Genomic DNA, 22,583 nt, shown 5'->3' with positions numbered 1-22,583 from the left:
TGTCATGAAACTTATTCTCCGCGCTGACGTAGAGAACCTTGGTGTTCTTGGCGATATTGTAGAAGTTAAAGCTGGCTACGGTCGCAACTACCTCGTACCTCAGGGTCTTGCTATGGTTGCAACTGCATCTAACATGAAAGTTTTTGAGCTTGAGCGTAAAAAACTTACTGACAAGATGGAAAAAGTACGTGGCGAAGCACAGTCTCTGGCAGAAAAACTGGAAGCAGCTGAAGTTATCATCGAAGTTCGTGTTGGTGAAAACGACAAGCTCTACGGTTCTGTTACCGCTAGCAACATCGCTGATGCTCTTGCAGATCTCGATCTCAATGTAGATCGTCGCCGCATCCTCCTCGATGCTCCAATCCGCGTTCTTGGCGATTACACTGTACGTGTACGTCTCCACGCTGGTGTTGTAGCTGAAGTTAAGGTTGCAGTTAAAGCTGAAGGCCGCATCATCGAAGAAGAAGCTCCTGTAGAAGAAAATGACGCAGAATCCACCGTGGAATCCGCAGAAGAATCCGCAGAATAGCTTTCACACCGATACCTTCGCCCATGAGGGCGAAGGTTCGGTTTCCGATGCATACGAAAATGTATCGGACGAATTGCTGCGCAATGTTCCCCCACACAGTATTGAAGCCGAACAGGCTGTACTGGGGGGTATTTTTTTGCGTGCGGACGCCTTAAACACCCTCGTTGACATCGTTACTGAAGACGATTTCTACGCCCCTGCCCACAAAATTCTCTTTGGCGCCATGATGGAACTGCACAGGCAGAGCATCGCGGTTGACCCGGTTACTATCGGTCAATACCTGCGTGATAAAAGCTTGCTTGAACAGGTTGGCGGTGCAGTTTACATTGGTGAACTTGTCAACTCCATCATCAGTGCTGCTAACGCAGAACACTACGCCAAAATCGTGCGTGATAAATCCTTACAGCGTAGCCTTATTGAATCTTGCTCTGACATTATCGGAAAATGTTATGACCAAGGAACAGAGGTTGATAAGCTTCTGGATGAATCCGAACAATCAATTTTTGCAATTTCCGAGCGAACCTCCGGTCAAACGTTTATTGACTCTAAAACACTCATCAACAGAGTGTTCGACCAGCTTTCTATCCGCATCGACAGTAAAGATCTTGTAACTGGTGTTACTACTGGTTTTTACAACCTCGACAAAATGACCGCAGGTTTGCAGCCGACCGACCTTATCATCATCGCGGCTCGTCCTTCTATGGGTAAAACAGCGTTTACGCTGAACCTTGCTGTTAACGCAGCGTTGGAAGGCAATACCCCTGTTGTATTCTACTCACTTGAAATGGGTATGGAACAGCTTATGGTTCGTATGCTGGCGACTGTAGCTGGTGTGGACATGAACAAGCTCAGAACCGGTCGCGGTATTGATAATGATGACTGGGGACGTTTGCACTACGCAGCAGATGTTCTTGGTAAGGCACCGATATTTATTGACGACACCCCTTCTCTTTCTACACTTGATCTGCGCGCGCGTACTCGTCGTCTCAAAGCAGAAAAAGATATTGGAATGGTTGTTGTCGACTACTTGCAGCTCATGCGTTCCAGCCGCAAAACAGACTCCCGTGAACTGGAAATTTCTGACATTTCCCGTAACCTGAAAGCTCTTGCGAAAGAGCTGAATATTCCTGTTGTTGCGCTGTCACAGCTTAACCGTAAAGTTGAAGAACGTGCAGACAAACGTCCTATGCTTTCTGACCTTCGTGAATCCGGCGCGATTGAGCAGGATGCTGACGTCATTATGTTCATCTACCGTGACGCTGTGTATAATAAAAAAGAAGACCGAGCAGAAATTCACTCGGCGGAAATTATTATCGGTAAACAGCGTAACGGTTCCGTTGGCACTGCGCAGCTGCAATACAACGGTCAATTTACCAGATTCGAAAACCCTACAGACCTGTACCCTTCAGAAGAAATTCCTGAAGATGCTGGAATGTAGCAGCATATTTTTTCGTTTCTCAGAAGAAAACATTTTTTCGAGCAGGTACATTTTGTACGATATTCATTAGCGAAAACAAAATTCACAAAAGGCTGTCTTGCAGATGCAGGGCAGCTTTTTTTATTCCGAGAACTCCACTATATTTCGCAATATTTTTTTCAAATGCTTATTCTATACAGTCGGTTACTCTTTTACGTGGTTAGCAATAGACAGAGCTTCTATCTCAGCATAAAAAGACCACTGAGAATATAAAAAGGCTGCAAGGAAATTCCTTGCAGCCTCGTCAGGGATCTTATCTTGCTACTGTGTTTTACTATAGAAAACCATCAACAACTGCACCCAGCCGCCGTTGTTGCAAGTTTATCTAATAAATACGTAACGGCTTAAGGTTCCTGTAAAGTTGGTGCGAGAACGATTTCGCGAATGCAAACAGGCTGTGGCTGCTCGTATGCAAATACGATGGAGTTTGCTACATCCTGAGCGCACATAACGCCGCCCATCTGTTCTTTCCACTGGTTGTAACCATCTTTGATTTCGTCAGAAGTTGTGTGGCTGAGAAGTTCGGTTTCAGCTGCACCCGGAGCAATAACAATAACGCGAACGTTATCTGGTGCTACTTCTTCACGGATGTTTTCGCTCATTGCATGAACAGCAAATTTGGTTCCGCAGTATACAGAGTGGTTAGGGAAAGTTTTGCGACCAGCAACAGAGCTGATGTTAATGATAGTACCCTGCTTGCGCTCACGCATGCCAGGAAGTACTGCATGGATGCCGTTAAGCAGACCAAGAACGTTAACATCAACCATTTTCTGCCACTCAGCAGGATCCTGATCGTGAGCCTGACCAAGCAGCATCACACCAGCGTTGTTAACAATACAATCTACAGGACCGTATGTAGCTTCAGCATCAGCAATAGCTTTTACCATTGCTTCGCGATCTGTTACGTCAACTTTAGCACAAATGGTGTTAGGAAGATTTAAAGCTTCGAGTCTGTCGAGACGACGAGCGATAAGAAGAAGTGGAAAGCCTTTTGCGCTTAAAGTACGAGCGGTTGCTTCGCCAAAACCGGAGCTGGCGCCTGTGATAACTACGAGTGGTTTAGACATATATATTCTCCAATTTTTACGGGCTAGGCCCGTTGTCTTTGTTTTTTGTAAGAATACACCTTTTTTTCTCTTTGTATAATATAGAGTTCTTTTGTTTGTGATAGGCACAACCTATACCCCGAAAAAACAACTAGAATTAGAGTATGGTTCAAAATTGTACGTACAGGGCTTCTGACAACTTTCCCCCTTGCAAAACAAAAATATGCTGCCGCATGCAATGCTGCGCCCAAACAGATTTTTTGCTTGTACTGCGCTAAGGAGAAAAGAATGACATCCCTGCAAGTTTGCAATGCAGAAACACACCCTAGCCTCACCTGAATACAGGAGTGCTTATGGATTTACGATTACTACGATATTTTATTGCTGTATTTGAAGAACAGAACATTACACGAGCCGCCCAACGCTGCCATGTTTCTCAGCCTTCTATCTCTAGTGCAATCAAACAGTTAGAAGAAATGCTCGACGTTTCTTTATTCAAACGTAGCAAGCAAGGTGTGGGGATCACAGACGAAGCACACCACTTATATCCGCGTGCAAAACGGTTGCTCGATCAAGCTCATACAATCGAAGACCTGTTTAAAGGGGATGATGAAGAACAGCACATAACAATTGGCGTATTCCCTGACCTAAGTCCACGACGGCTTGCAGAAGTTTTAAAAAAAATGCGGTTACAGCTTCCGAACCTTACTCCAAAGCTTGTTGACGTTAACGCAGAATGCGACCTTCGCATGACCGTTGATGTTCTTCGGAATCAGGGAGAAACTTGGGTTCCACTTTGGGAAGAAGATTATATTTTATGCATGCGTCCCGATCATGAATTAGCTACACGTGAATTTGTTCTGCCGGAAGAGCTTCATCAATTCGATTTTATCGAATGCCCTCCGTGTGAAGCTCATCAGCAAACAATCGGGCTACTTGCCTGCTCTGATTTGCGGATGAATATTGTTGCCAGCGGCGAACATAAAAGTCAGGTTATGCATCTTGTTCAAGCAGGATACGGTATCTCTTTCCTTCCCGATGGGGTTCTGGAAACTGCGCATGATCTTGTCACAGTGCCACTTCGCGCACCACGTATGTTCAGGCGTGTTGGCTTCACATACTCATCGGACAAGTCCAGAGCCGAAGTTCTTTCAAGCGTTGTGAAGCTGTTCATGCAATAACATTCTGCCAACCTTACCAATACTATTTCAAAGCCGGAGCGCTCTATTCAAACGCTCCGGCTTTTTACCTACCATACCAACAAGATATACCTGCAATACTTGCTACGGACTTTTGTATACCTTCTTTCGTCCACCCACTACCTGCCTCTTTATTTTTCCATTCACTAAAAAGCCGCTGCTCATCAACTCTAAAAGCAGTTTTGCGTCCTACTCTCTGCACGTGCTCTTTGTTTTATTTACAGGTAATTGTTGACATTTTATGCCATTTAGCTCTTATACTATTGAGTAAATTAGCAGTATGAGCTTTATCCAACACGTTAGCATACTTCATCTACTCTACCTTCTTTCTACTTCTGAAGCAGTTTTTGGTACACATTCCATCTTTTCTCCCCGAATATAACTCATTCTGCTTTCGTTCTTCTCCGGTCTTGTAGTGACACATACACGCGCATCCGATCTGTCATGTTCTGCATGGTACAAATCAACGGACGCTGGTGTTTGCGGCGCTACACCCAATGTTTCTTGTGGCGTACATGACGTTGTGACTTCTAGTAAGGAGGAATGGTAATGGCACAGCAAGACAAGCAACAAGATGTTGTTGTTGATAAAGGGCAAGCCAGCTGGTCTGATTTAATCAAGCTCGAAGATTATTGGGCAATATGGCTCGGGTTTGCAATTCTTGCTATCGGGCTGATGATTTATCTGCCGAACGAACCAAAAAATTTGCGTGAAACAATTGCTGAATCTAATGCAATTATGCAGATGGAGGCAAACAGAGCACCATTCAAGACCATTGAATATTACAAGGCTGCGGATGCTAAAGGAATGAAAGCGACATCCACTCCACTTGCGAAGCAAATTAAAACGTTTCAAAACAAACCGCATGGCTGGTCAACAAACCCAGTTGATGCCTTTTTTATGGATAGCGAACGCGCAAATGCAAAAAAAGCAAAAGCAGACGCGAAATATCAAAAAGCGAAAGCAGCGGAGCAAGAAGCTCTTGCAGCTGCTACTGTTGCTCAAAAGGCAGCAGCAGATGCAGACTTTGGCAATACAGAGCTGAACCAGAAAGCTTCTGATGCAATCAGCAACTGGCGCAACAAAAAATTTGCTGCCGGTAAAGCTAAAAAGAAAACAAAAGCAAAACCGTACAACCAGCTCATCTGGCTTATTATTCTTTGTATCACGCTCGGCATTTTCTTTGGAATCGGACGTGCCGCAATGGGCTACAGTCCTGTAAAATTCTTTATCGGTTTCTTCTTTGTATTTACAATCGCCACTCTTGCATACGTTGCAGCCCAGCAAAGCACTATGAAGGGCTTAGGAATAGGCTACGCAGCGTGGGCTATCTTATTCGGGTTACTCATATCAAACACTGTCGGCACTCCTAAATGGGTAATGCCAGCCGTGCAAACAGAATACTTCATTAAAACCGGTCTGGTATTGCTGGGTGCAGAAGTCCTCTTCAGCAAAATTGTAGCCATCGGTATTCCGGGTATTTTTGTTGCATGGGTCGTAACACCAGTCGTACTTATCACTACATTTATATTTGGTCAGAAAGTAGTGAAAATGCCTTCTAAGACATTGAATATTGTTATTTCTGCCGACATGTCTGTTTGTGGTGTTTCAGCAGCTATCGCCACGGCAGCAGCCTGCCGTGCCAAAAAAGAAGAGCTGACACTTTCCGTCGGTCTATCCCTTGTTTTCACCTCTATTATGATGATTGTTATGCCTGCATTCATTAAAGCTGTTGAGATGCCGTATATTCTCGGCGGTGCATGGATGGGTGGAACCATTGATGCAACAGGTGCTGTTGCCGCTGCGGGCGCTTTCCTTTCACAAAAAGCACTGTACGTTGCTGCTACTATTAAAATGATTCAGAACGTACTCATCGGCGTAACAGCATTTGGTGTTGCCATTTACTGGTGCACACGGGTTGATTGCACTCCGGGGCGCTCAGTAAATGCATGGGAAATCTGGTATCGCTTCCCGAAATTTGTGCTTGGATTCCTTGCCGCTTCTGTTCTCTTCTCATGGATTTACGCATCAATGGGAGCCGATGTGGGCTATGCAATGGTTGACCACGGCGTTATTCGCGGATTCTCAAAAGCCTTCCGTGGCTGGTTCTTCTGCCTTGCGTTTGTGTCCATTGGTCTTGCCACCAACTTCCGCGAACTCGGACATTATTTTAAAGGCGGCAAACCGCTTATCCTGTATGTATGCGGACAATCCTTCAACCTGCTCCTGACACTCACAATGGCATACATCATGTTCTACTTAGTCTTCCCAGAAATAACCGCGAAGATTTAACATGTAACGATAAGGACATTGCAAATGCAAAAAAGCAGCGCAGCACGCTACCTGTCATTCGCATCTGGCGTGTTCATCATTTGGCTGTTTATGTTCGTTCTCTCTCCCATGCTGCTTAACCATGTTGAGTCCGCACAAACCTTGGCAACTTTTATTGAACAGAATGATATTAACTCCGGTGCAATATATTGGACGGATGTTGAAATCACAGCCGATGCCGAGCTTGGGGCGCGCTCTACCGTAACATATCTCCCTAAAGGAGATTAGCAGATCAAACGAAAGGAGCGGTACATTGTATCGCTCCTTTTACAATGTTCTCTTTTGTTTCGATCAAATAAGAAAATGCTAGACAGATATTTTCGTATCTTTCGGCAGCATAATTTCCTTCTGCCTCTGAAACATATTGTTCCCAAACAACACGAGCTTCAAAAGTTTGCCCATTTCAATCTGAACCCTTTCCTGACTGATGGCACATAGCAAATTTATAGTTGGTAATTAGGCTTCTGCTTAGTGCGGCATAGCCCAACCAGATAACTGTATAATTATTTTACACATTTTTGGACATTTCCACTCATATAGTAATTGCAATAAGCACCCACTTACGCTAATAATTACTAATAACAACAAGGAGAAAATATGAGTTCTGAAATTTCACGCCGTAAATTTATTGCTATGACTACCACAGCAGCTGCTGCCATTGCCGCTCCCGTTACCCTCATTGCCGATGAAAGCCACGCTCAACAAGTACCCTCTGCACGTAAAAAGATGAAAAATATGAATGTGCTTGTTCTGCACGGAAGTCCACACGAAGACGGTAACACTGCTGGTCTTGTAGATATTGCAACAGAAACTTTGACAAAAAATGGACATAAAGTTCAGCGCATTCATGTAGCAGATTTAGAAGTTGCCCCTTGCATTGCCTGTATGGAATGTCAAAAAAATCCAAACAAGCCGGGCTGTGTTTTTGAGGACGATGGAGCCTCAACTCTTGAAGCCATGATACATGCTGATGCACTGATTATCACTTCACCGCTATACTTTGCAGCCTTTACGGCACACATCAAACCACTGATCGACAGAAGTTTTGCTTTATGCAGAAAATTTGGCACTAAAGATCATATGTCTTTTGTTGCGAACAAGCCGACTCTCTTCCTTTCCACAGGAGCAGGACCATACAAAAACAATGGTGAAATTTTAGAAGGCTCTTGCAACGATTACACTCGATTTCTTAAGTTAGATAAGGTCGGATTCTTCTATGCATCCAGCAAACCTGCTGTAAGCGATGAAAAGAAAGCAGAGTTAAAAGCTCTGGTGGAAACTTTGTAGCCTGTCGGTTTTCCCGTTGATTTATATCGACAAAAGCTACGAGTTGCACGCTGCACAGCTTGATACGATATGATGTAACTATTAATTAAAATGGTTAATCTACGCCCTTCATCATGTAGCTATCAAGCTGGATACACTTTTGAGTATCCTCAATGGCTGACTCAACGTTGATGCAGCAATGAAATATGAAAAAAGACCAGCCATCACTATATGGCTGGTCTTTTTTCACGAGTAAATCTGTTGTTAGACAAACAGAATAAGCAAGTAACTATCTTAAAAAACGAATTTATTTTTTTTGCTTTTACTTACTTAGCTTTCTTTTTGCCATTCTTTCGTGTCCACCAATCTCTATCCGGGCCTTTATACCACCAGTCTGTGTGGTCAGTCTCTTTTATGCGTTGCGCAAGAGCACGTCCCACATCTGTACGCAAACGAGGTAAAGCACCTTCCATCCATTTGCCTGCATATGTATTACCGAGGTCAAACTCTTCTTTCAGGTTCAGAATCATATCAATCTGATCTGCATCCTGAGCAAGTTGCGCTTCTAATGACTCAGCTTCTTCCAATTCTTCCCAATATGGAAGTACGAGAGACTCAAGACCGGTACCTTCTAGTGCATGGGCAAATGCGGCACTGGGATCACTGGTATTGTAGATACGGTTTACGTAATTAAAATCTCCAATGCGCGCCTCATGAAAGTCGTGGAACAAACACATCATTGCCGTATGCACAGGGTCTGCACCAGCTTCATTCGCAAGAACAAATCCTACGATAGCTGTACGGAAAGAATGTTCTGCAACATTTTCGCTGCCGGAACCTAAAAACTGGTATCCACTGCGTGGTGTTTTACGCAACATCCCAGCTTCAAATAAAAAATCTGCAAGTCTGGTTAATTTTTCCCGACCTTGTAAGTTTACCTGAGGATCGCAGGCTGTCATCATCTATCTCCTGTACAAACAGCTATATTACACTCTATTTGTTTACTTTTTTAATCACACAAACACAGTCGTGTTTCTCTATGTGCCGCACTCTCATACTCTCTTTACTAACGGCTGTACAGGCGCACATTTCTCACTGCAACATCTTGACAACATGCATATCTAGCCATATTGCTAAATATGTATTCAGGAGAACATATGACCGACTTCATAAAAATAACCAAAGCACTATCAGACCCCACACGAGTCCGCATACTTGGATTGCTTCTCGAAGGAGAAATCTGTGTGTGCAATATTGTTGCTGTTGTAGGCGTTGCACAACCTACGGTCTCCCGTCACTTAAAACAGTGTACTGATGCAGGACTGACACTTGCCCGCAAAGCTGGAGGCTGGACGCACTACAGCCTCGCAACGGACAGTGCCGCACCGTTTGTTGCAACATTTTTACTTTTACTAAAACAAGCTGTGGAAACAGACAGCGAATTTATCCAACTACGCTCTAAACTTCATGCCGTGAAAAAGGCAAAAAATTAGTATAGTAAGGAAATACCAATGAAACCACTAAACATTACCCCGACTCAGGAGAAAGAAAAATGCTCCTGTTCCACACAATGCTGTGATTCTTCAAAAGATGGCGAAGCAGCAGCACAAGCATTCGGCTCACCTAAAGCAGATACTGCGGCACCTGCAAATCCTTTCGAATCTTCTTGTGGGTGTGGGTCACCGAACGTCGAACCAGCCGCAGCTGCAAATCCTTTTCAATCTTCATGCGGATGTAGTTCATCTACAACAGAAGCGGCTGCGCCGATAAACCCTTTTGAATCTCCGTGTGGATGCGGCTCTGCTCCAGTTCACAATGAAAAGTCGCGCTTCTCTCTATCTTTCTATGGAGTTGTTGGCACAATTTCCCTTATTGTATGGGGAGTTGTGTATGCACAGCTACCAGCAATTGCAGACACGCTTACCCGATTATTTTTCGGTGCAGAGACAAGCCACCTCTCAGAAGCAATCCGATTTTTCCTGTATGACACACCAAAAATTTTAATGCTGCTGAGTCTGGTTGTTTTCGGAGTCGGTATTCTGCGTACATGGATTACACCGGAACGGAGCCGTAAATATCTCAGCGGGAAAGAATCACTAGGTAATGTTATTGCAGCCTGTGTAGGAATCGTTACTCCATTCTGCTCCTGCTCCGCCGTCCCGCTATTTTTAGGCTTTGTTGCAGCAGGAATCCCTCTGGGCGTAACTTTCTCATTTCTCATCGCTGCGCCGATGGTAAATGAAATTGCACTGGTACTGCTTTACGGATTATTCGGATTTAAAGTCGCTGCGCTGTATTTAGTAACGGGGGTTACCATTGCGGTTATTGCCGGTTGGATTCTTGGAAAAATGAAACTGGACCACATGCTCGAACCTTGGGTACGCCAAATCCGAGACGATGGAAGCAACAAATCTCCAGTTTATCCAACCTTCGCGCACCGCTTAGATTTTGCATGGGATTCCGTTGTAGATATTATCGGCAAGACTTGGCTGTACATTGTGGCAGGCATTGCCATTGGTGCCGGTATCCACGGATATGTTCCAGAAGGGGCTATGGCATCTATTATGGGTAAAGCTGCATGGTGGAGTGTTCCTGCCGCTGTAGCCATTGGTGTGCCTATGTACGCAAGTGCAGCAGGAATTATCCCTATTGTTTCTGCGCTGCTAGGCAAAGGGGCTGCGCTAGGTACTGCTTTAGCGTTCATGATGTCAGTTGTGGCACTGAGCCTTCCAGAAATGGTTATCTTGCGAAAAGTACTCAGTATAAAACTTATTACAATATATGTAGCCATTGTTGCTACAGGTATTCTGGCTGTCGGCTTCTTATTCAATATAGTTATTTAGCACCTCAAAACTACATTGCACACCGACAACAGTGCCATAAAAAACGGCATGGAAAAGTCCATGCCGTTTTCTTTATTCAGTTCAAGCACCCTGCTACGTAACCAATCTCAAACCATTATTGATAGTGCAGAATGCCTATTCAACTATCCTCGACTGCCCCAACGCTTGCCGAATATCCAAAACAAGACAAGAACAAAGACTGCTCCGAGCGTGTCTGCGAGCATATCTTTTTGAGCATCCCAAACATCACCCTGACTTCCAAGGAATTCAATACCCGCTTCACCGCCTTGGATGACAGCGTACTGCCATTCAATAATCTCATAGGCTGCCGCTACTGACATAATGGTAAATAGAGCAAACAAGGTTGTTACAATTGGGCCTGCTATTTTCCTACTTATAAATAATTCCGCAATAGGATATGCATAAAATCCTACGGAAAAATGTCCTATTCTGTCGAAATGGTTACGCTCAAAGCCGAATAAATCCGTTACCCATTCAAATGGAACGCCTGCAAAGGTGTAATGCCCACCAATCGTATGCCAAAACAGCCACACAGCCATCAATCCATAAGAAACATTCGAAAATCTGAAAAATGGAAATGTAATACACAGCAAAAGAAAGATTGCCGCAACGGGAATAACCTCGGCTATCCAAACTTCTCTCGAAACAGGGTTAATCGCCATCAACGCAAAAAAGATTGCGAAAACTGCTGCGAGGATAAAAGGGAAATTTTGTGCAGTAAAAAAGCGTCTCATGTGCTCCTCCAAGATAATGTATTGCCAAAAGTATTGGGAATGTATACGACAAAATTACTATTGTTAACATTTTTGAACATTGTTCAGCATTTTATTTTACGAGACACATTATGCAGCTGCGATTAAGTACGCTACTCTCAACCATACTATGCTATGCAGTTTTCCTACTACAGCCTGTCCCAGCGCATTGTGGTGAGCCTGTGCTTTTTATTACAGAGCATGTACCACCGCTTGTTTACCCTGAGAAAGGAGTGCTTAAGGGGTACAGTATTGAATTAGCAAAAGCTGTATGGGATAAAATGAATATTGCTAAACCTAATTTTCGCGTTCAGCCATGGGCACGCTCTATTAAATATTTTAATTCTAAAACGCCGACATGTCTTTTTCCAGCATCACTTACAACAAGTCGATGCAAAAAGTACCGTTGTGTCGCGTTTCCTGCATCATATAAAATTGGCATACTTGCGCATAAAAAAGATAAAGCACGGTTTATAACCGACGCTCAACTTAAGCAAAGCCGAATTATTACAGCGCGCTTATCAAGCACTATGAAAATTCTGATACAATTAGGATTTTCTGAAAAAAATTTTGACTATGGGTCTACAGTGCACGCTTGTGTAAAAAAATTTGCAAAAGGACGAGCACCGCTAATAACAGGTGATGTTGCCAGCATTTTGTATAATTACGCAAGCATCGGCAAAAAGAGATCCAATTTATATGTCATCAAAAACATAGCAACGTTGCAGCAGGGTTTTATTTTCAACAATGCTGTTCCCCAAAGCTATGTTCTTGCTTTCAAAAAAGCGTTAACCACAGTCGTTAACTCAAAAAAAGGGAAAGCTCTTCACCGCGCCTACTTCTCCCTTAACAAACCACACCCATAAGAAAAAAGCCCACTTTTCAGTGGGCTTTTTAAACTATCGCTTAGTAGCGAGGGCGACGCTCGCGCGGGCGAGCTTCGTTAACCTTAAGGTTACGTCCTCCATGCACGCTACCATTAAGAGCATCAATAGCTTCTAACGCACCGTTATCTTCCATTTCCACAAAACCAAAGCCGCGGGAGCGTCCGGTTTCGCGATCTTCGATAACGCGGGCTGAAATTACTTCACCAAATTCCTGAAAAAGATCACGCAGATCATCATCACCAACAGACCAGGCAAGGTTGCCAACATAAATGTTCTTAGCCACAAAAATCTCCAAAAAAATAAAAAACGAAAATGCGCAGGCGCATCCACACAAGACCAAATTAGACCTACTATTCTGGCCTTCTCCAAACCAATGGTAAATACCTAAAAGATTATCTACCTATGCATAGCGTAACCGCCAAGGTGCATTTACGCTGAAACATCTACAAAAAATAGAATACAAATAACTGGTTATGTCATGCCTAGAGTAACACTCCTAGCACAAGTGCAACCCGTTTGAAAATAAAATATTGTAATTTTGCACGCACCCGTGCAAATAATAATTAGTATCTATCGTATACTAAAAAATGTCTCATAATCACTTATAACTATTATCAAAACAACACAGCCCTACGTTCCTGCTTCCAGAAGATAGATCGTCGCAGGATCAATCATAAACAGACGCCCTTCTTTTAAATCATCTTCATGCGTGCAAAAACCATTTGAGGGAAGCGCGTAGGTTGCTGTTTTCTCCAGACTAGAATCCATAAATAGTATTTCATTACCAGCAAACTCTTTTACAGCAGTCCAATGGTTTATGAGCGGTGCACCACGAAAAGGTAAAAAACGCTTAAATTGTAACACAACAGCTTTCCCACCGGATCGTTCTCGCAATGATGCACTGTCATCAGACTCAAGGGAACTCCACGAGCCAATAGCATCCAGCACTTCTGCAATACCCGCCTTTCCGTCCGGGAAAGGATGTGTATACTGTAAGGATGTTCCTTCTGCATTGATGATTTCGATAAAGGAACGGACTTCTGCTATGTAGTCAGTGTCGTTCCAAACAATTTTGCCCCAGCTCTCAGTATTTTTTGATAAACCGACGAGACCGGCATGAAATAATTTTCGAGCACTCCAATGGTTGATTCCATGAGTGCGCTGCATTGCATTAAGCACAGCATATAATGCACAAAAATTATCAAGTTTACCTTGGAAAAAAGCTTCCATTTGCCACTATGTCCTTCTGTTAAAAATAGTATTCATGTTCAGATGTGACACAAACGTTTTTCACTAGCAAGAGGCTTGCTCTACCCATGACTATAATTCCCATTATTCCTTTTTTAACTAGACAAGTTATTCTGATGCGTATATTAAGTTGTCAAATATATCTGGATAAATTGATATGCAATTAGTTACTTCACCTTCTGAATTACAAAAAATTTGTCTCCAATGGCGCTGCGACGGCAGTACCGTTGGGCTTGTCCCGACTATGGGATACTTTCACGAAGGGCATAAAAATCTTATGCGGATTGCGCGTGAAAAAGCAGACAAACTAGTTGTCACGCTCTTCGTTAACCCGACTCAGTTCGGCGAAAATGAAGATCTTTCCACGTATCCGGCAGATCACGAAGGCGATGCTCAGATAGCACGCAACCTTGGTGCTGACATTCTATTTATCCCCGATGCAGGAAGCATGTATGCAAAAGACCATGCAACATGGGTAGAAGTGCCACAGCTGGCAAAGGGCTTGTGTGCCACCAGCCGTCCTACACATTTTAGAGGAGTATCCACCGTAGTTACTAAGCTACTTATACTTACTCTCCCAGAATATGCTGTATTCGGCGAAAAAGACTGGCAGCAGCTTGCTATCATACGCCGCCTTGTACGCGATTTACACTTGCCGACAAATATCATCGGCGGTGAGCTTATCCGTGAAAAAGACGGACTCGCGATGAGTTCGCGTAATGCATACCTCACACCAGAGGAACGAGTACAAGCTGCGCATATTAATGCAGGCATACGAGCCGGAGCTGCGGCATTTGAACAAGGTGAGCATGATGTAGAAAAACTTAAAGCCGTTATCAGAGCACATTGGCAACGACATCTACCGCTTGGCAAAGAAGATTATCTCGAATTTATTGATCCGGACTCTCTTGAACCGGTGACAACTATTACTGACAAAGCACGTTGTGCAGTAGCCGTGTATGTTGGAAAAGGAAGATTATTAGACAACTGGCCGTTCTACCTGTAAACGGAGCTTACCATGACTGCAACGCCGAAAAGATGGACTCGTTGGCAGCGCTTAAAGCATTTTTTACGCGTTAACCTTATTGCCGGTTTTCTTTTCCTCGCGCCGATTGTTGTCACTGTCTTCATCCTGCGTGTCCTCCTGAAGTGGGCGGATAACGCTTGGAAATGGGTACCGGATTTTATGAGGATTCCTGAAAAATTAGGAATTCCAGAAACTGGAACCGGTGTCCTGCTTGTTTTTATTGTGTTGCTTTGTACCGGCATATTCGTACGCAACTATGTAGGTAAAAGACTAGCGCGTTCAATTGAAAAAGTGATTCTTAAGCTCCCGGGGGTAAACCGGTTTTACGCTGCCACGAATCAACTTTTTATCAGCGTTTTTAAAAGTCCAGCAAAAGAATTTAAACAAGTTGTTCTTATTGAATACCCACGCCCTAGGCTTTACGCTCTGGCGTTTGTTACAGGCATTGCTGTTGGCGAGATTCAACGAAAAACCAAGGAAAAGGTGCTGAACGTTTTTGTTCCGACTACACCTAACCCTACATCCGGTTTTTACTTGATGGTTCCGCAAGAGGACACTATCAAACTTGATCTTACCGTCGAAGATGCTTTTAAAATTCTCATTTCAGGCGGCATCCTTAACCCTGAGTCTCCTGAGCTGAAACACAAAACGAATTTAACCACTGATACATCATCTAATTAGAGGAGCTTCCATAATGATGATCAACAACAAAGGTAAATACCATTTTACCTCTGAGTCTGTTACTGAAGGTCACCCGGATAAAGTTGCAGATGCAATTTCTGATGCGATTCTTGATACTATTATGGCTCAGGACCCTGAGTGTCGTGTTGCTTGTGAAACTCTCGTTACTACAGGTATGGCTGTAATTGCCGGTGAAATCAGCACTACTGGTTATGCAGACTTCCCGACTGTAGTTCGTGATACCATCCGCGAAATCGGCTACACCAACTCTGAAATGGGCTTTGACGCTGATACTTGTGCAGTTATCTCCTCTATTGATAAACAGTCACCAGACATCGCACAGGGTGTTGACCAGACATCTCCTGAAGAACAGGGTGCTGGCGACCAGGGTATGATGTTCGGTTACGCATGTGATGAAACTCCGACTCTCATGCCAGCTCCTATCTACTGGTCACACAAACTTTCTGAGCGCCTCACTGCTGCCCGTAAAAACAACGACCTCGACTTCCTCCGCCCTGACGGTAAAACAGAAGTTTCTTTTGAGTACATCGATGGCAAACCAACCCGCATCGACACCGTTGTTATTTCTTCCCAGCACAAAGACGGCGTGTCTCAGGACGACATCGTTGAAGGCATCCGAGAAGAAGTTATCAAAAAGACTCTTCCTGAAGAGCTTATTGACAGCGCTACCCGCATCTTCATCAACACCACTGGTCGCTTTGTAATCGGCGGTCCTATGGGTGACTGCGGTCTTACTGGTCGTAAAATCATTCAGGATACATACGGCGGCATGGGTCACCACGGCGGCGGCGCATTCTCCGGTAAAGACCCTTCCAAAGTAGACCGCTCTGCTGCATACATGGGTCGCTACATTGCTAAAAACGTTGTTGCAGCTGGTCTTGCACCAACATGTGAAGTACAGATTGCATACGTTATCGGCGTGGCAGAACCTGTATCCGTACTGGCAACTTCCTTCGGCACATCCGAAATTCCTGATGAAGTTCTTACTAAAGCTGTTAAAGATGTTTTTGATCTGCGCCCTTACGGCATCAGCAAAACTCTTGATCTCAAACGTCCTATTTACAAAAAATCTGCTTGCTACGGTCACTTTGGTCGCGAGCTTCCTGAATTCCGCTGGGAAGCAACAGACGCGGTTGAAGCTCTTCGCACCGCAGCAAAAATTTAATTCCAATAGAACACATAAAGGGTGGAGCCAAAGCTCCACCCTTTTTTATTGTATTAGTGCTTTTTTTACATTTTTCTCATATTTATTAACTAGTGGAAAACATGGAATGTTATTCCACTTCTAATTCCTACTAGCAGTAACGGCATTCTATTGTTATCTAAAATCAATATGTTGGAACGTAAAACAACGTTTTCCATTTTTGAAAAAAATACTCGACTATTCTTCTTTTAGCTCTTATCAAATACACAATCATTTGCAGCGGCACTATTTACTACATATTCATATTGCATAACACACAGTATTTTATCTATGCACACCACTGCCGCATGCAATTTATATATTAACCTCTTTTTAGAGACTTATGTTTGCATTACGAGAATTATACGCAACGTTTACTATCGCAGCAATTTTATCCACATGTATATTACTATGGCTTCATTCCAGTAAATTCTCTACCAATGGAGTACTATACTGGGCATCAGCGATGTGCTCGTTCAGTATCGGTCAGTTACTCATCACTCTGCGCGGCTACCTTCCATTCTGTATCTCTTTCACAGCCGCAAACAATATTATGCTACTCGGCTTTTTATTGCTTTGGATTGGAATCCGAAAATTCCTCAATCTATCAATAACATGGCGAATTTATCTATTTGGTGCGGTTAACATAGCAACCGCAACTGCATTACTTTATTGGTTCACAGCCATTACACCCAGTGTTACCGGAAGAGCCGGTGCTGTAAGCCTATGTGCCCTGCCATATACTATTTTTATTGCGCACAACCTTCTCACAAATACACGACAATACAATTTTACGTGGATATTTGGACTTGCCAATGCCTTTTATGCAATTGTCCACCTTAGCCACCTGTGCAAGTTAATTTCGATATCGCCGCTCACTGACGGACACCCAGATACGTGGATAGCACCATATACGGCTTGGGCAATTGTTTACTTATTTTTCGCAACCGTTACATTTATCATGCTAACAATTGAAGATACGTATAAAAAGCAATCTGCTGTAGAATATAACGATCCATTAACCGGATTATTCAATAGAAAAGCATTACGCGCCATGACATTGGCACAAGACGCTTCCAGCCCAACCGAAAAAAACAACTTAGCAATGCTGGCACTGGATATTGATTGTTTTAAAGAGATTAACACCACGTTCGGTCATATTGCGGGAGATCAGATTTTGCAGGACGCTGCGGCAAAGATATCTTCCGTGCTGCGTGCTGAAGACTTAGTGTTCAGAGTTGGTGGCAAGCGTTTTCTCATTCTCTCTCCAAGCTATTCCGCAGAACAAGCTTTGATGTTGGCAGAAAAAATACGGGCAAGTATTGCTCAACAGCCATACAAACTTGACAGTCTAAGCATACCGTACACCGTCAGCATTGGGTATACTGTAATGAATACGGCAGCTGACTCCATGAAAAAACTTTTGCATCAAACAAATTCTGCATTGTACACTGCTCAAAAACATGGGGGAAACAGAACAGAGCGCTTTATTGCAGAATGCTCCATGCAAGCGATGAAAGAAAAACACACGATGCGTTAGCAAAGTAAGGCTGTCTTATGTCTTATCAGTCTATTCTTTTCAAAACCGCCCGCCTAAGCTCATTTTCTACAAAAGCCTTGTATAATCAATTGCTAGAGTACGCTTCTTCATTGTACACACAAGTACTCTAGACAACTTGTCCTTCTTAAAAGGCAAGAATGCTAACGATGTTGAACAAAGAACACCTTCTGGCTCAATCCACCATGCAGTCAGCATAGGCTGTACAATTTTCGATGCAGACGACACCTGTCCTGAGCCCGTTGTAAAACGGGCTGCTAGTGCTCTTTACTTAGTAAAATCATATGACAAAGCAAAATCGAATTTCATCCCGCACGCTAACTCTGGTGTAAATATAATTTTATTTTCCAGCATTGCTATGATGTTATCACTGCATATCTTTTCATAATTCCTTACAGGACATCACATGCTACCTACACGAGAACTTTACGCCTCACTCGCTGTAACAGCAGCAGTTTCTACTGCTGCACTATTTTGGCTCCAGCATAGCCACTTTTCCACAAAAGGAGTTCGCTGGTGGGCTACCGCAATGAGCAGTTTTTTACTTTCCCTTGTTCTTATTGCCTTTCGTGGATTTATTCCGCCTTTTCTTTCAAAAGTGCTCGTAAATATATGTGCAACTGTTGGGTATCTCTGTTTCTGGTACGGAATTCGAGCATTTTTCAATCGTCCGCTAAATTTTTATGTAATAGCCTGCGGGGTGCTTCTCACCTCAACGACAGCCATTGTATCCAGCCTTTCGTTATTCCTTCCGCAATTTATTCTATACAAAATAATAACGTTAAGCTTCAGCTACTCAATCCCTAATGTCCTCAGTGCATACGAATTACTGCGGTACGGACGTCACTCCAAAACCGCCAAGTACCTTGGGTACATGAATATTGCCTCTGCATTTGTCAATTTTATGCACGGGGTACTTATTCTATACACACACAGCTTCAACACATTCTTTTCTACAGGTGTTGGTACCCTTGTCTACATTTTATGGAGTAATGGCACGTTGCTTTTTACTACGTTCGGACTCATTATGCTTATCGTGGAAGAATTAAACGCGAAGCTCGCTCAGCAAGCTGTCGAAGATCCATTGACAGGACTTTTCAACCGAAGAGCACTTAACGAAGTCAGTTCAACGTACTTCACCAAATCTCAGCAAAAAGAAAAAAGAGTCGGTTTGCTTATGTTAGACATTGACCACTTTAAAGTTGTTAATGACACATACGGACACGCGACCGGAGACCTGCTCCTCAAGCATTTTGCAAACGAAGTCTCATGTTGTTTGCGGGCCACTGACTCCTTATATCGCATGGGTGGTGAAGAGTTTCTTGTCATTATTCCAGATTGCTCTGCCGCTGTTCTGCAAGGGTTAGGCGAACGCATCCGTGCACACATTGAACAGACTCCGCTTGTAATGCCGCACGGTACGATCCATAACACAGTAAGTATCGGATGTTCATTATCATGCGCTAGTGATAGCTGTCTGGATTCCGCCATTGAACGAGCAGATACTGCCTTATACCTCGCCAAAGAAAACGGTCGAAACAGAGTTACAATGCATGAAGTAGCTGTGTAGCTAAGTTCATCCCCCCTTTTGCAACAAAAAAACGCCCTGTTTTTCAACAGAGCGTTTTTTAGCATCATACTGTATTATTGCGTCGGCGTATCTTCATCAAGAAGCAATGCCAACGGCACAAATGGTCCAAGCGGAATCAAATCAAAGTCAATCAACCCTGCCTGTACCATAGGCATTTTATCAATCAAGCTCCGTGCATCTTCAATTGTAGGTGCTTCAAGCACCAGCACAGTACCGGAACGATCCTGACGGAAGTACATTTCACGAACCACATCAGCAAGGTACATCTTAACAGTGTGATTCACTTCTTTCATAAAAGTATCTTTAACTTTATCAGGTGTTGCTTCAGGCATCACCTTATCAATTGCAAGAATTTTCATTTTCTTCTCCTTTATAGGATGCTGTGCAGCAAATCGTGTCACAGGGAATTATTCGCTGAAGCATTCTGCCAAACTACTCCAGAAAACCGTCTGCACGACAGCGAAAGCGCCAGACAACATACAATATCTGTCAACAATTGCGCTGCTCCACAGAATAATCAGCAACAAGGAGTACGAAATTTTCCACCGTACCTCAATCTATTTATGAGGATGCGTGTGATGCAGCCTGCTCATCGCGGGCAACCGGACAAAAGTACCCCTCATTATTACGCAACACACCGAAACATTTGTTACAGCTAATACACGCAGCACTTCGTAAGTCTCCTGACTTCCAGCGATTTGCTAAATCAGGCTCGCGAAGCAACGGTCTGCTCATCGCAACAAAGTCAATCAGCCCATCGTGTAGCAATCCCTCAGCAACACTAAAACTGCGTATTCCGCCCACAAGCATGACTGGTAACTTGGTCTGCTCTCTGAGAACCTGTGCTGCATTACGATACCAAACCTCTTTTGCAGGAGTATCAAAGCGTCCCACACGGATAGCAGAAGTGCGGGGACCATTAGAGAGCAAACCGCCACTAATCTCCACAGCATCAAGCCCTACTGATTCGAGACGCTTGATAACTTCAACACTGTCCGCAAGTTCAAGTCCGCCATCAATGAAATCTTCACAATTAATCTTGAGCAAAACAGGGTAGTCTTCGCCAACAACACGTCTAATAGCTTCGTACACCCGTACAAGTACCCTCATACGATTTTCCAGTGACCCACCATACGCGTCTGTACGCTTATTAATAGCTGGAGAAAGAAACTGACTTAAACAGTATCCGTGCGCTGCATGAATTTGCACTCCGTCAAATCCCGCCGCAACGGCTCTACCTGCCGCAAGCTGAAATGCGCTCACCATGGCATCGATATCATTTTCTGTCATTTCCCCACAAAGCGAACCATCTGTCCGTGTAAAACAGCTTGGTCCCAATGCAGGCATGCCGGTTATGTCCTGTGCAGCCTGACCGCCCGCATGGGCAAGTTGTGCCACAACCACACCGTTCTTATCATGAATACGTTTAACCATTGAACGCAGACCGCTAATACATTCTTCTGAATGAACGGCTAACTGACGCACACCAGCGCGTCCCTGTTCTGCAACAAACATATGTCCAGTAATAATCATACCGACACCGCCGTTGACCAGATCAAGCATAACTTCTTCAAGGGCTGGTGTTACGAAACCTTCATCAGAAGCAAGCCCTTCCCATGTTGCAGACCGAACAAGCCTGTTTGGTACGGTCATTCCATTGATGGAAAATTTATCAAAAAACATCACATCCCCTATTTTGTTGCCAAGTTAAAACGAGAAGACAACATCATACGCATGTTTTTTATACAAAATCAATTCGATTAAAGTCGTATACCGAAACCGCTATCTGCATAAAAACAGTTAGTAATGGCGTACTAGACTTTTTCCGCATGCAGCGATTGCCGCGAGCGCTGCAACCACCCCTCGCCAGAATATAGCGCAAGAGCACTCCAGATAAACATAAACGTAAACAGATGCCCCATAGAAAACGGCTCGTTAAACAAGAAAACGCCCTGTAAAAAAGCCAGACTCGGAGAAATATATTGCAGAAGCCCAAGAGTTGTCAGACGAAGCCTACATGCAGCATACGCAAACCACACAAGCGGCAGCGAGGTAATAATACCGGCACCTACAAGATACATATCTGTAAGTGCGTTTACATGCATAAATGACGCTGTACCCTGTAATTCTATACTAATCAGATAATACAGCACAAACGGAATCAACAGAACTGTCTCAAACATCAACCCCGCTAGAGACTCTACGTTAGCAAGTTTTCTCATTAGCCCATACAAAGCGAAAGAAATTGCCAGCACCAAAGAAACCCACGGAAGCTCACCTAGCATCAAAAGTTCTGTGCCCACCCCTGCTACAACCAGCAGTACCGCACACAGTTGGATAGGGCGAATTGTATCTTTAAAAACACCCACACCTAAAAGCATACTCACAAGCGGCGTAATATAGTATCCAAGGCTCGTTTGCAGTACCATATCACTGTTTACAGCCCAGATATACAGCCCCCAGTTAGCACCAACTAAAAGCCCGCTAAGGGTAAGAAGAAACATTGTTTTTTTAGAAGAAAAAATAGCTTTGAAGGTTCCCCAACCAGAGCGGAACGTCAGCAAAGCTCCTACAAAAAAAAGAGACCACAAAATCCTGTGGCACAACACTTCAAATGCAGGGACATGTGCAACCTGTTTCCAATATACAGGTGCCATCCCCCAAAAAACGAAAGCACAAACAGCAGCAATTGCGCCTGTTCTGCTACTATCATCGGTGTACACAGCTATTTCCTTTTTTGGCTGCCCATTTTAATAAGGCACTTCTAATTTGTAACAAATTGGACTTGTTGCAACTTTCCACCCTTACAAGGCAAAAGTAAAAACTTTGTTAAAAACGCCGCAATGCTACGTCGAAACAGATTTTTTGCGATACCACAGTAAAGAAGAAAAAATGACAGCTGCACAACGTTACACATTAGAAA

The 22,583-nt window shown here is 43.7% G+C and carries 22 protein-coding genes; 14 read left to right on the top strand and 8 right to left on the bottom strand.

The features are described from left to right. Positions 1-4 precede the first annotated feature (4 nt). Complete coding sequence (gene rplI, locus N4A56_RS01935) at positions 5-529, top strand: 50S ribosomal protein L9 (RefSeq protein WP_295544702.1); 525 nt, start codon at positions 5-7, stop codon at positions 527-529. Then, the gene (gene dnaB, locus N4A56_RS01930) at positions 483-1,967 is read left to right on the top strand and encodes a replicative DNA helicase (RefSeq protein WP_293668745.1); all 1,485 of its coding nucleotides are present in this window, start codon (positions 483-485) and stop codon (positions 1,965-1,967) included. Before rplI ends, dnaB begins: the two co-directional genes overlap by 47 nt. Before the next feature lie 383 nt (positions 1,968-2,350). Here dnaB and N4A56_RS01925 read toward each other — a convergent pair whose 3' ends face one another. Next, positions 2,351-3,073: an SDR family oxidoreductase gene (locus tag N4A56_RS01925; RefSeq protein WP_293668747.1), complete on the bottom strand. Its 723-nt coding sequence runs from the start codon at positions 3,071-3,073 to the stop codon at positions 2,351-2,353. 332 nt (positions 3,074-3,405) lie between these two features. On the opposite strand from N4A56_RS01925, the gene N4A56_RS01920 reads away from it, so the two are divergent. The 4 genes from N4A56_RS01920 (at position 3,406) to N4A56_RS01905 (ending at position 7,869) form a co-directional block, all read left to right on the top strand. Then, positions 3,406-4,233, top strand: a complete 828-nt coding sequence (locus tag N4A56_RS01920) for a LysR family transcriptional regulator (RefSeq protein WP_293668748.1) — start codon at positions 3,406-3,408, stop codon at positions 4,231-4,233. A 567-nt stretch (positions 4,234-4,800) separates the two neighbouring features. Then, entirely contained in the window at positions 4,801-6,543 is a 1,743-nt protein-coding gene (locus N4A56_RS01915) for a putative sulfate exporter family transporter (RefSeq protein ID WP_295544700.1), read from the top strand. A gap of 24 nt (positions 6,544-6,567) precedes the next feature. Beyond that, positions 6,568-6,810: a hypothetical protein gene (locus N4A56_RS01910; RefSeq protein WP_293668751.1), complete on the top strand. Its 243-nt coding sequence runs from the start codon at positions 6,568-6,570 to the stop codon at positions 6,808-6,810. Between the two features lie 369 nt (positions 6,811-7,179). Next, positions 7,180-7,869: a flavodoxin family protein gene (locus tag N4A56_RS01905; RefSeq protein ID WP_293668752.1), complete on the top strand. Its 690-nt coding sequence runs from the start codon at positions 7,180-7,182 to the stop codon at positions 7,867-7,869. 305 nt (positions 7,870-8,174) lie between these two features. On the opposite strand, the gene N4A56_RS01900 is transcribed toward N4A56_RS01905, so the two are convergent. Beyond that, entirely contained in the window at positions 8,175-8,807 is a 633-nt protein-coding gene (locus N4A56_RS01900; protein WP_293668753.1) for an HD domain-containing protein, read from the bottom strand. A gap of 198 nt (positions 8,808-9,005) precedes the next feature. Here N4A56_RS01900 and N4A56_RS01895 point away from each other — a divergent pair, with 198 nt between their 5' ends. Beyond that, positions 9,006-9,341, top strand: coding sequence for a metalloregulator ArsR/SmtB family transcription factor (locus N4A56_RS01895; RefSeq protein ID WP_295544696.1), 336 nt, complete (start codon positions 9,006-9,008; stop codon positions 9,339-9,341). Positions 9,342-9,359: 18 nt separating this feature from the next. Then, complete coding sequence (locus N4A56_RS01890; RefSeq protein WP_366519884.1) at positions 9,360-10,691, top strand: permease; 1,332 nt, start codon at positions 9,360-9,362, stop codon at positions 10,689-10,691. A 143-nt stretch (positions 10,692-10,834) separates the two neighbouring features. Here N4A56_RS01890 and N4A56_RS01885 read toward each other — a convergent pair whose 3' ends face one another. Then, positions 10,835-11,446, bottom strand: a complete 612-nt coding sequence (locus N4A56_RS01885) for a DUF2238 domain-containing protein (protein WP_295544694.1) — start codon at positions 11,444-11,446, stop codon at positions 10,835-10,837. Positions 11,447-11,556: 110 nt separating this feature from the next. Between N4A56_RS01885 and N4A56_RS01880 the strand changes: the two genes are divergently transcribed. After that, positions 11,557-12,330, top strand: coding sequence for a transporter substrate-binding domain-containing protein (locus tag N4A56_RS01880; protein WP_295544692.1), 774 nt, complete (start codon positions 11,557-11,559; stop codon positions 12,328-12,330). Positions 12,331-12,370: 40 nt separating this feature from the next. On the opposite strand, the gene N4A56_RS01875 is transcribed toward N4A56_RS01880, so the two are convergent. Next, positions 12,371-12,634, bottom strand: coding sequence for an RNA-binding protein (locus tag N4A56_RS01875; protein WP_293668759.1), 264 nt, complete (start codon positions 12,632-12,634; stop codon positions 12,371-12,373). Positions 12,635-12,981: 347 nt separating this feature from the next. After that, a complete protein-coding gene (locus tag N4A56_RS01870) occupies positions 12,982-13,581 on the bottom strand; it encodes a hypothetical protein (RefSeq protein WP_295544690.1) in 600 nt (199 codons plus the stop codon). A 175-nt stretch (positions 13,582-13,756) separates the two neighbouring features. Here N4A56_RS01870 and panC point away from each other — a divergent pair, with 175 nt between their 5' ends. The 5 genes from panC to N4A56_RS01845 all read left to right on the top strand — a co-directional run bounded on the left by panC (position 13,757) and on the right by N4A56_RS01845 (position 19,639). Beyond that, the gene (panC, locus tag N4A56_RS01865) at positions 13,757-14,605 is read left to right on the top strand and encodes a pantoate--beta-alanine ligase (protein ID WP_295544688.1); all 849 of its coding nucleotides are present in this window, start codon (positions 13,757-13,759) and stop codon (positions 14,603-14,605) included. Between the two features lie 12 nt (positions 14,606-14,617). Next, positions 14,618-15,307, top strand: coding sequence for a DUF502 domain-containing protein (locus tag N4A56_RS01860; RefSeq protein WP_295544687.1), 690 nt, complete (start codon positions 14,618-14,620; stop codon positions 15,305-15,307). Positions 15,308-15,323: 16 nt separating this feature from the next. After that, the gene (gene metK / locus N4A56_RS01855) at positions 15,324-16,493 is read left to right on the top strand and encodes a methionine adenosyltransferase (RefSeq protein ID WP_293668804.1); all 1,170 of its coding nucleotides are present in this window, start codon (positions 15,324-15,326) and stop codon (positions 16,491-16,493) included. A gap of 361 nt (positions 16,494-16,854) precedes the next feature. Next, positions 16,855-18,051 (top strand): GGDEF domain-containing protein, encoded by a 1,197-nt coding sequence (locus N4A56_RS01850; protein WP_295544685.1) that lies wholly within the window; start codon positions 16,855-16,857, stop codon positions 18,049-18,051. A gap of 424 nt (positions 18,052-18,475) precedes the next feature. Beyond that, on the top strand, positions 18,476-19,639 hold the full coding sequence (locus N4A56_RS01845; protein WP_295544683.1) for a GGDEF domain-containing protein: 1,164 nt from the start codon (positions 18,476-18,478) through the stop codon (positions 19,637-19,639). A gap of 74 nt (positions 19,640-19,713) precedes the next feature. Here N4A56_RS01845 and N4A56_RS01840 read toward each other — a convergent pair whose 3' ends face one another. The 3 genes from N4A56_RS01840 to rarD form a co-directional block, all read right to left on the bottom strand. After that, complete coding sequence (locus tag N4A56_RS01840) at positions 19,714-20,019, bottom strand: hypothetical protein (protein ID WP_293668766.1); 306 nt, start codon at positions 20,017-20,019, stop codon at positions 19,714-19,716. A 202-nt stretch (positions 20,020-20,221) separates the two neighbouring features. Beyond that, positions 20,222-21,343 carry an NADH:flavin oxidoreductase gene (locus N4A56_RS01835; RefSeq protein WP_295544681.1) on the bottom strand — a complete coding sequence of 374 codons (1,122 nt, stop codon included), beginning with the start codon at positions 21,341-21,343 and terminating at the stop codon, positions 20,222-20,224. 131 nt (positions 21,344-21,474) lie between these two features. Continuing rightward, on the bottom strand, positions 21,475-22,383 hold the full coding sequence (gene rarD / locus N4A56_RS01830; protein ID WP_295544678.1) for an EamA family transporter RarD: 909 nt from the start codon (positions 22,381-22,383) through the stop codon (positions 21,475-21,477). Positions 22,384-22,583 lie beyond the last annotated feature (200 nt).

Source organism: Halodesulfovibrio sp. (assembly GCF_025210605.1).
Taxonomy (GTDB): domain Bacteria; phylum Desulfobacterota; class Desulfovibrionia; order Desulfovibrionales; family Desulfovibrionaceae; genus Halodesulfovibrio.
This window is presented reverse-complemented; position numbering and strand designations above follow the sequence as displayed.

What these genes read in the sequence shown, in the direction of transcription:
- rplI (WP_295544702.1), top strand. Translation starts at nt 5, where the DNA reads ATGAAACTTATTCTCCGCGCTGACGTAGAGAACCTTGGTGTTCTTGGC.
- dnaB (WP_293668745.1), top strand. Translation starts at nt 483, where the DNA reads ATGACGCAGAATCCACCGTGGAATCCGCAGAAGAATCCGCAGAATAGC.
- N4A56_RS01925 (WP_293668747.1), bottom strand. Translation starts at nt 3,073, where the DNA reads ATGTCTAAACCACTCGTAGTTATCACAGGCGCCAGCTCCGGTTTTGGC.
- N4A56_RS01920 (WP_293668748.1), top strand. Translation starts at nt 3,406, where the DNA reads ATGGATTTACGATTACTACGATATTTTATTGCTGTATTTGAAGAACAG.
- N4A56_RS01915 (WP_295544700.1), top strand. Translation starts at nt 4,801, where the DNA reads ATGGCACAGCAAGACAAGCAACAAGATGTTGTTGTTGATAAAGGGCAA.
- N4A56_RS01910 (WP_293668751.1), top strand. Translation starts at nt 6,568, where the DNA reads ATGCAAAAAAGCAGCGCAGCACGCTACCTGTCATTCGCATCTGGCGTG.
- N4A56_RS01905 (WP_293668752.1), top strand. Translation starts at nt 7,180, where the DNA reads ATGAGTTCTGAAATTTCACGCCGTAAATTTATTGCTATGACTACCACA.
- N4A56_RS01900 (WP_293668753.1), bottom strand. Translation starts at nt 8,807, where the DNA reads ATGACAGCCTGCGATCCTCAGGTAAACTTACAAGGTCGGGAAAAATTA.
- N4A56_RS01895 (WP_295544696.1), top strand. Translation starts at nt 9,006, where the DNA reads ATGACCGACTTCATAAAAATAACCAAAGCACTATCAGACCCCACACGA.
- N4A56_RS01890 (WP_366519884.1), top strand. Translation starts at nt 9,360, where the DNA reads ATGAAACCACTAAACATTACCCCGACTCAGGAGAAAGAAAAATGCTCC.
- N4A56_RS01885 (WP_295544694.1), bottom strand. Translation starts at nt 11,446, where the DNA reads ATGAGACGCTTTTTTACTGCACAAAATTTCCCTTTTATCCTCGCAGCA.
- N4A56_RS01880 (WP_295544692.1), top strand. Translation starts at nt 11,557, where the DNA reads ATGCAGCTGCGATTAAGTACGCTACTCTCAACCATACTATGCTATGCA.
- N4A56_RS01870 (WP_295544690.1), bottom strand. Translation starts at nt 13,581, where the DNA reads ATGGAAGCTTTTTTCCAAGGTAAACTTGATAATTTTTGTGCATTATAT.
- panC (WP_295544688.1), top strand. Translation starts at nt 13,757, where the DNA reads ATGCAATTAGTTACTTCACCTTCTGAATTACAAAAAATTTGTCTCCAA.
- N4A56_RS01860 (WP_295544687.1), top strand. Translation starts at nt 14,618, where the DNA reads ATGACTGCAACGCCGAAAAGATGGACTCGTTGGCAGCGCTTAAAGCAT.
- metK (WP_293668804.1), top strand. Translation starts at nt 15,324, where the DNA reads ATGATCAACAACAAAGGTAAATACCATTTTACCTCTGAGTCTGTTACT.
- N4A56_RS01850 (WP_295544685.1), top strand. Translation starts at nt 16,855, where the DNA reads ATGTTTGCATTACGAGAATTATACGCAACGTTTACTATCGCAGCAATT.
- N4A56_RS01845 (WP_295544683.1), top strand. Translation starts at nt 18,476, where the DNA reads ATGCTACCTACACGAGAACTTTACGCCTCACTCGCTGTAACAGCAGCA.
- N4A56_RS01840 (WP_293668766.1), bottom strand. Translation starts at nt 20,019, where the DNA reads ATGAAAATTCTTGCAATTGATAAGGTGATGCCTGAAGCAACACCTGAT.
- N4A56_RS01835 (WP_295544681.1), bottom strand. Translation starts at nt 21,343, where the DNA reads ATGTTTTTTGATAAATTTTCCATCAATGGAATGACCGTACCAAACAGG.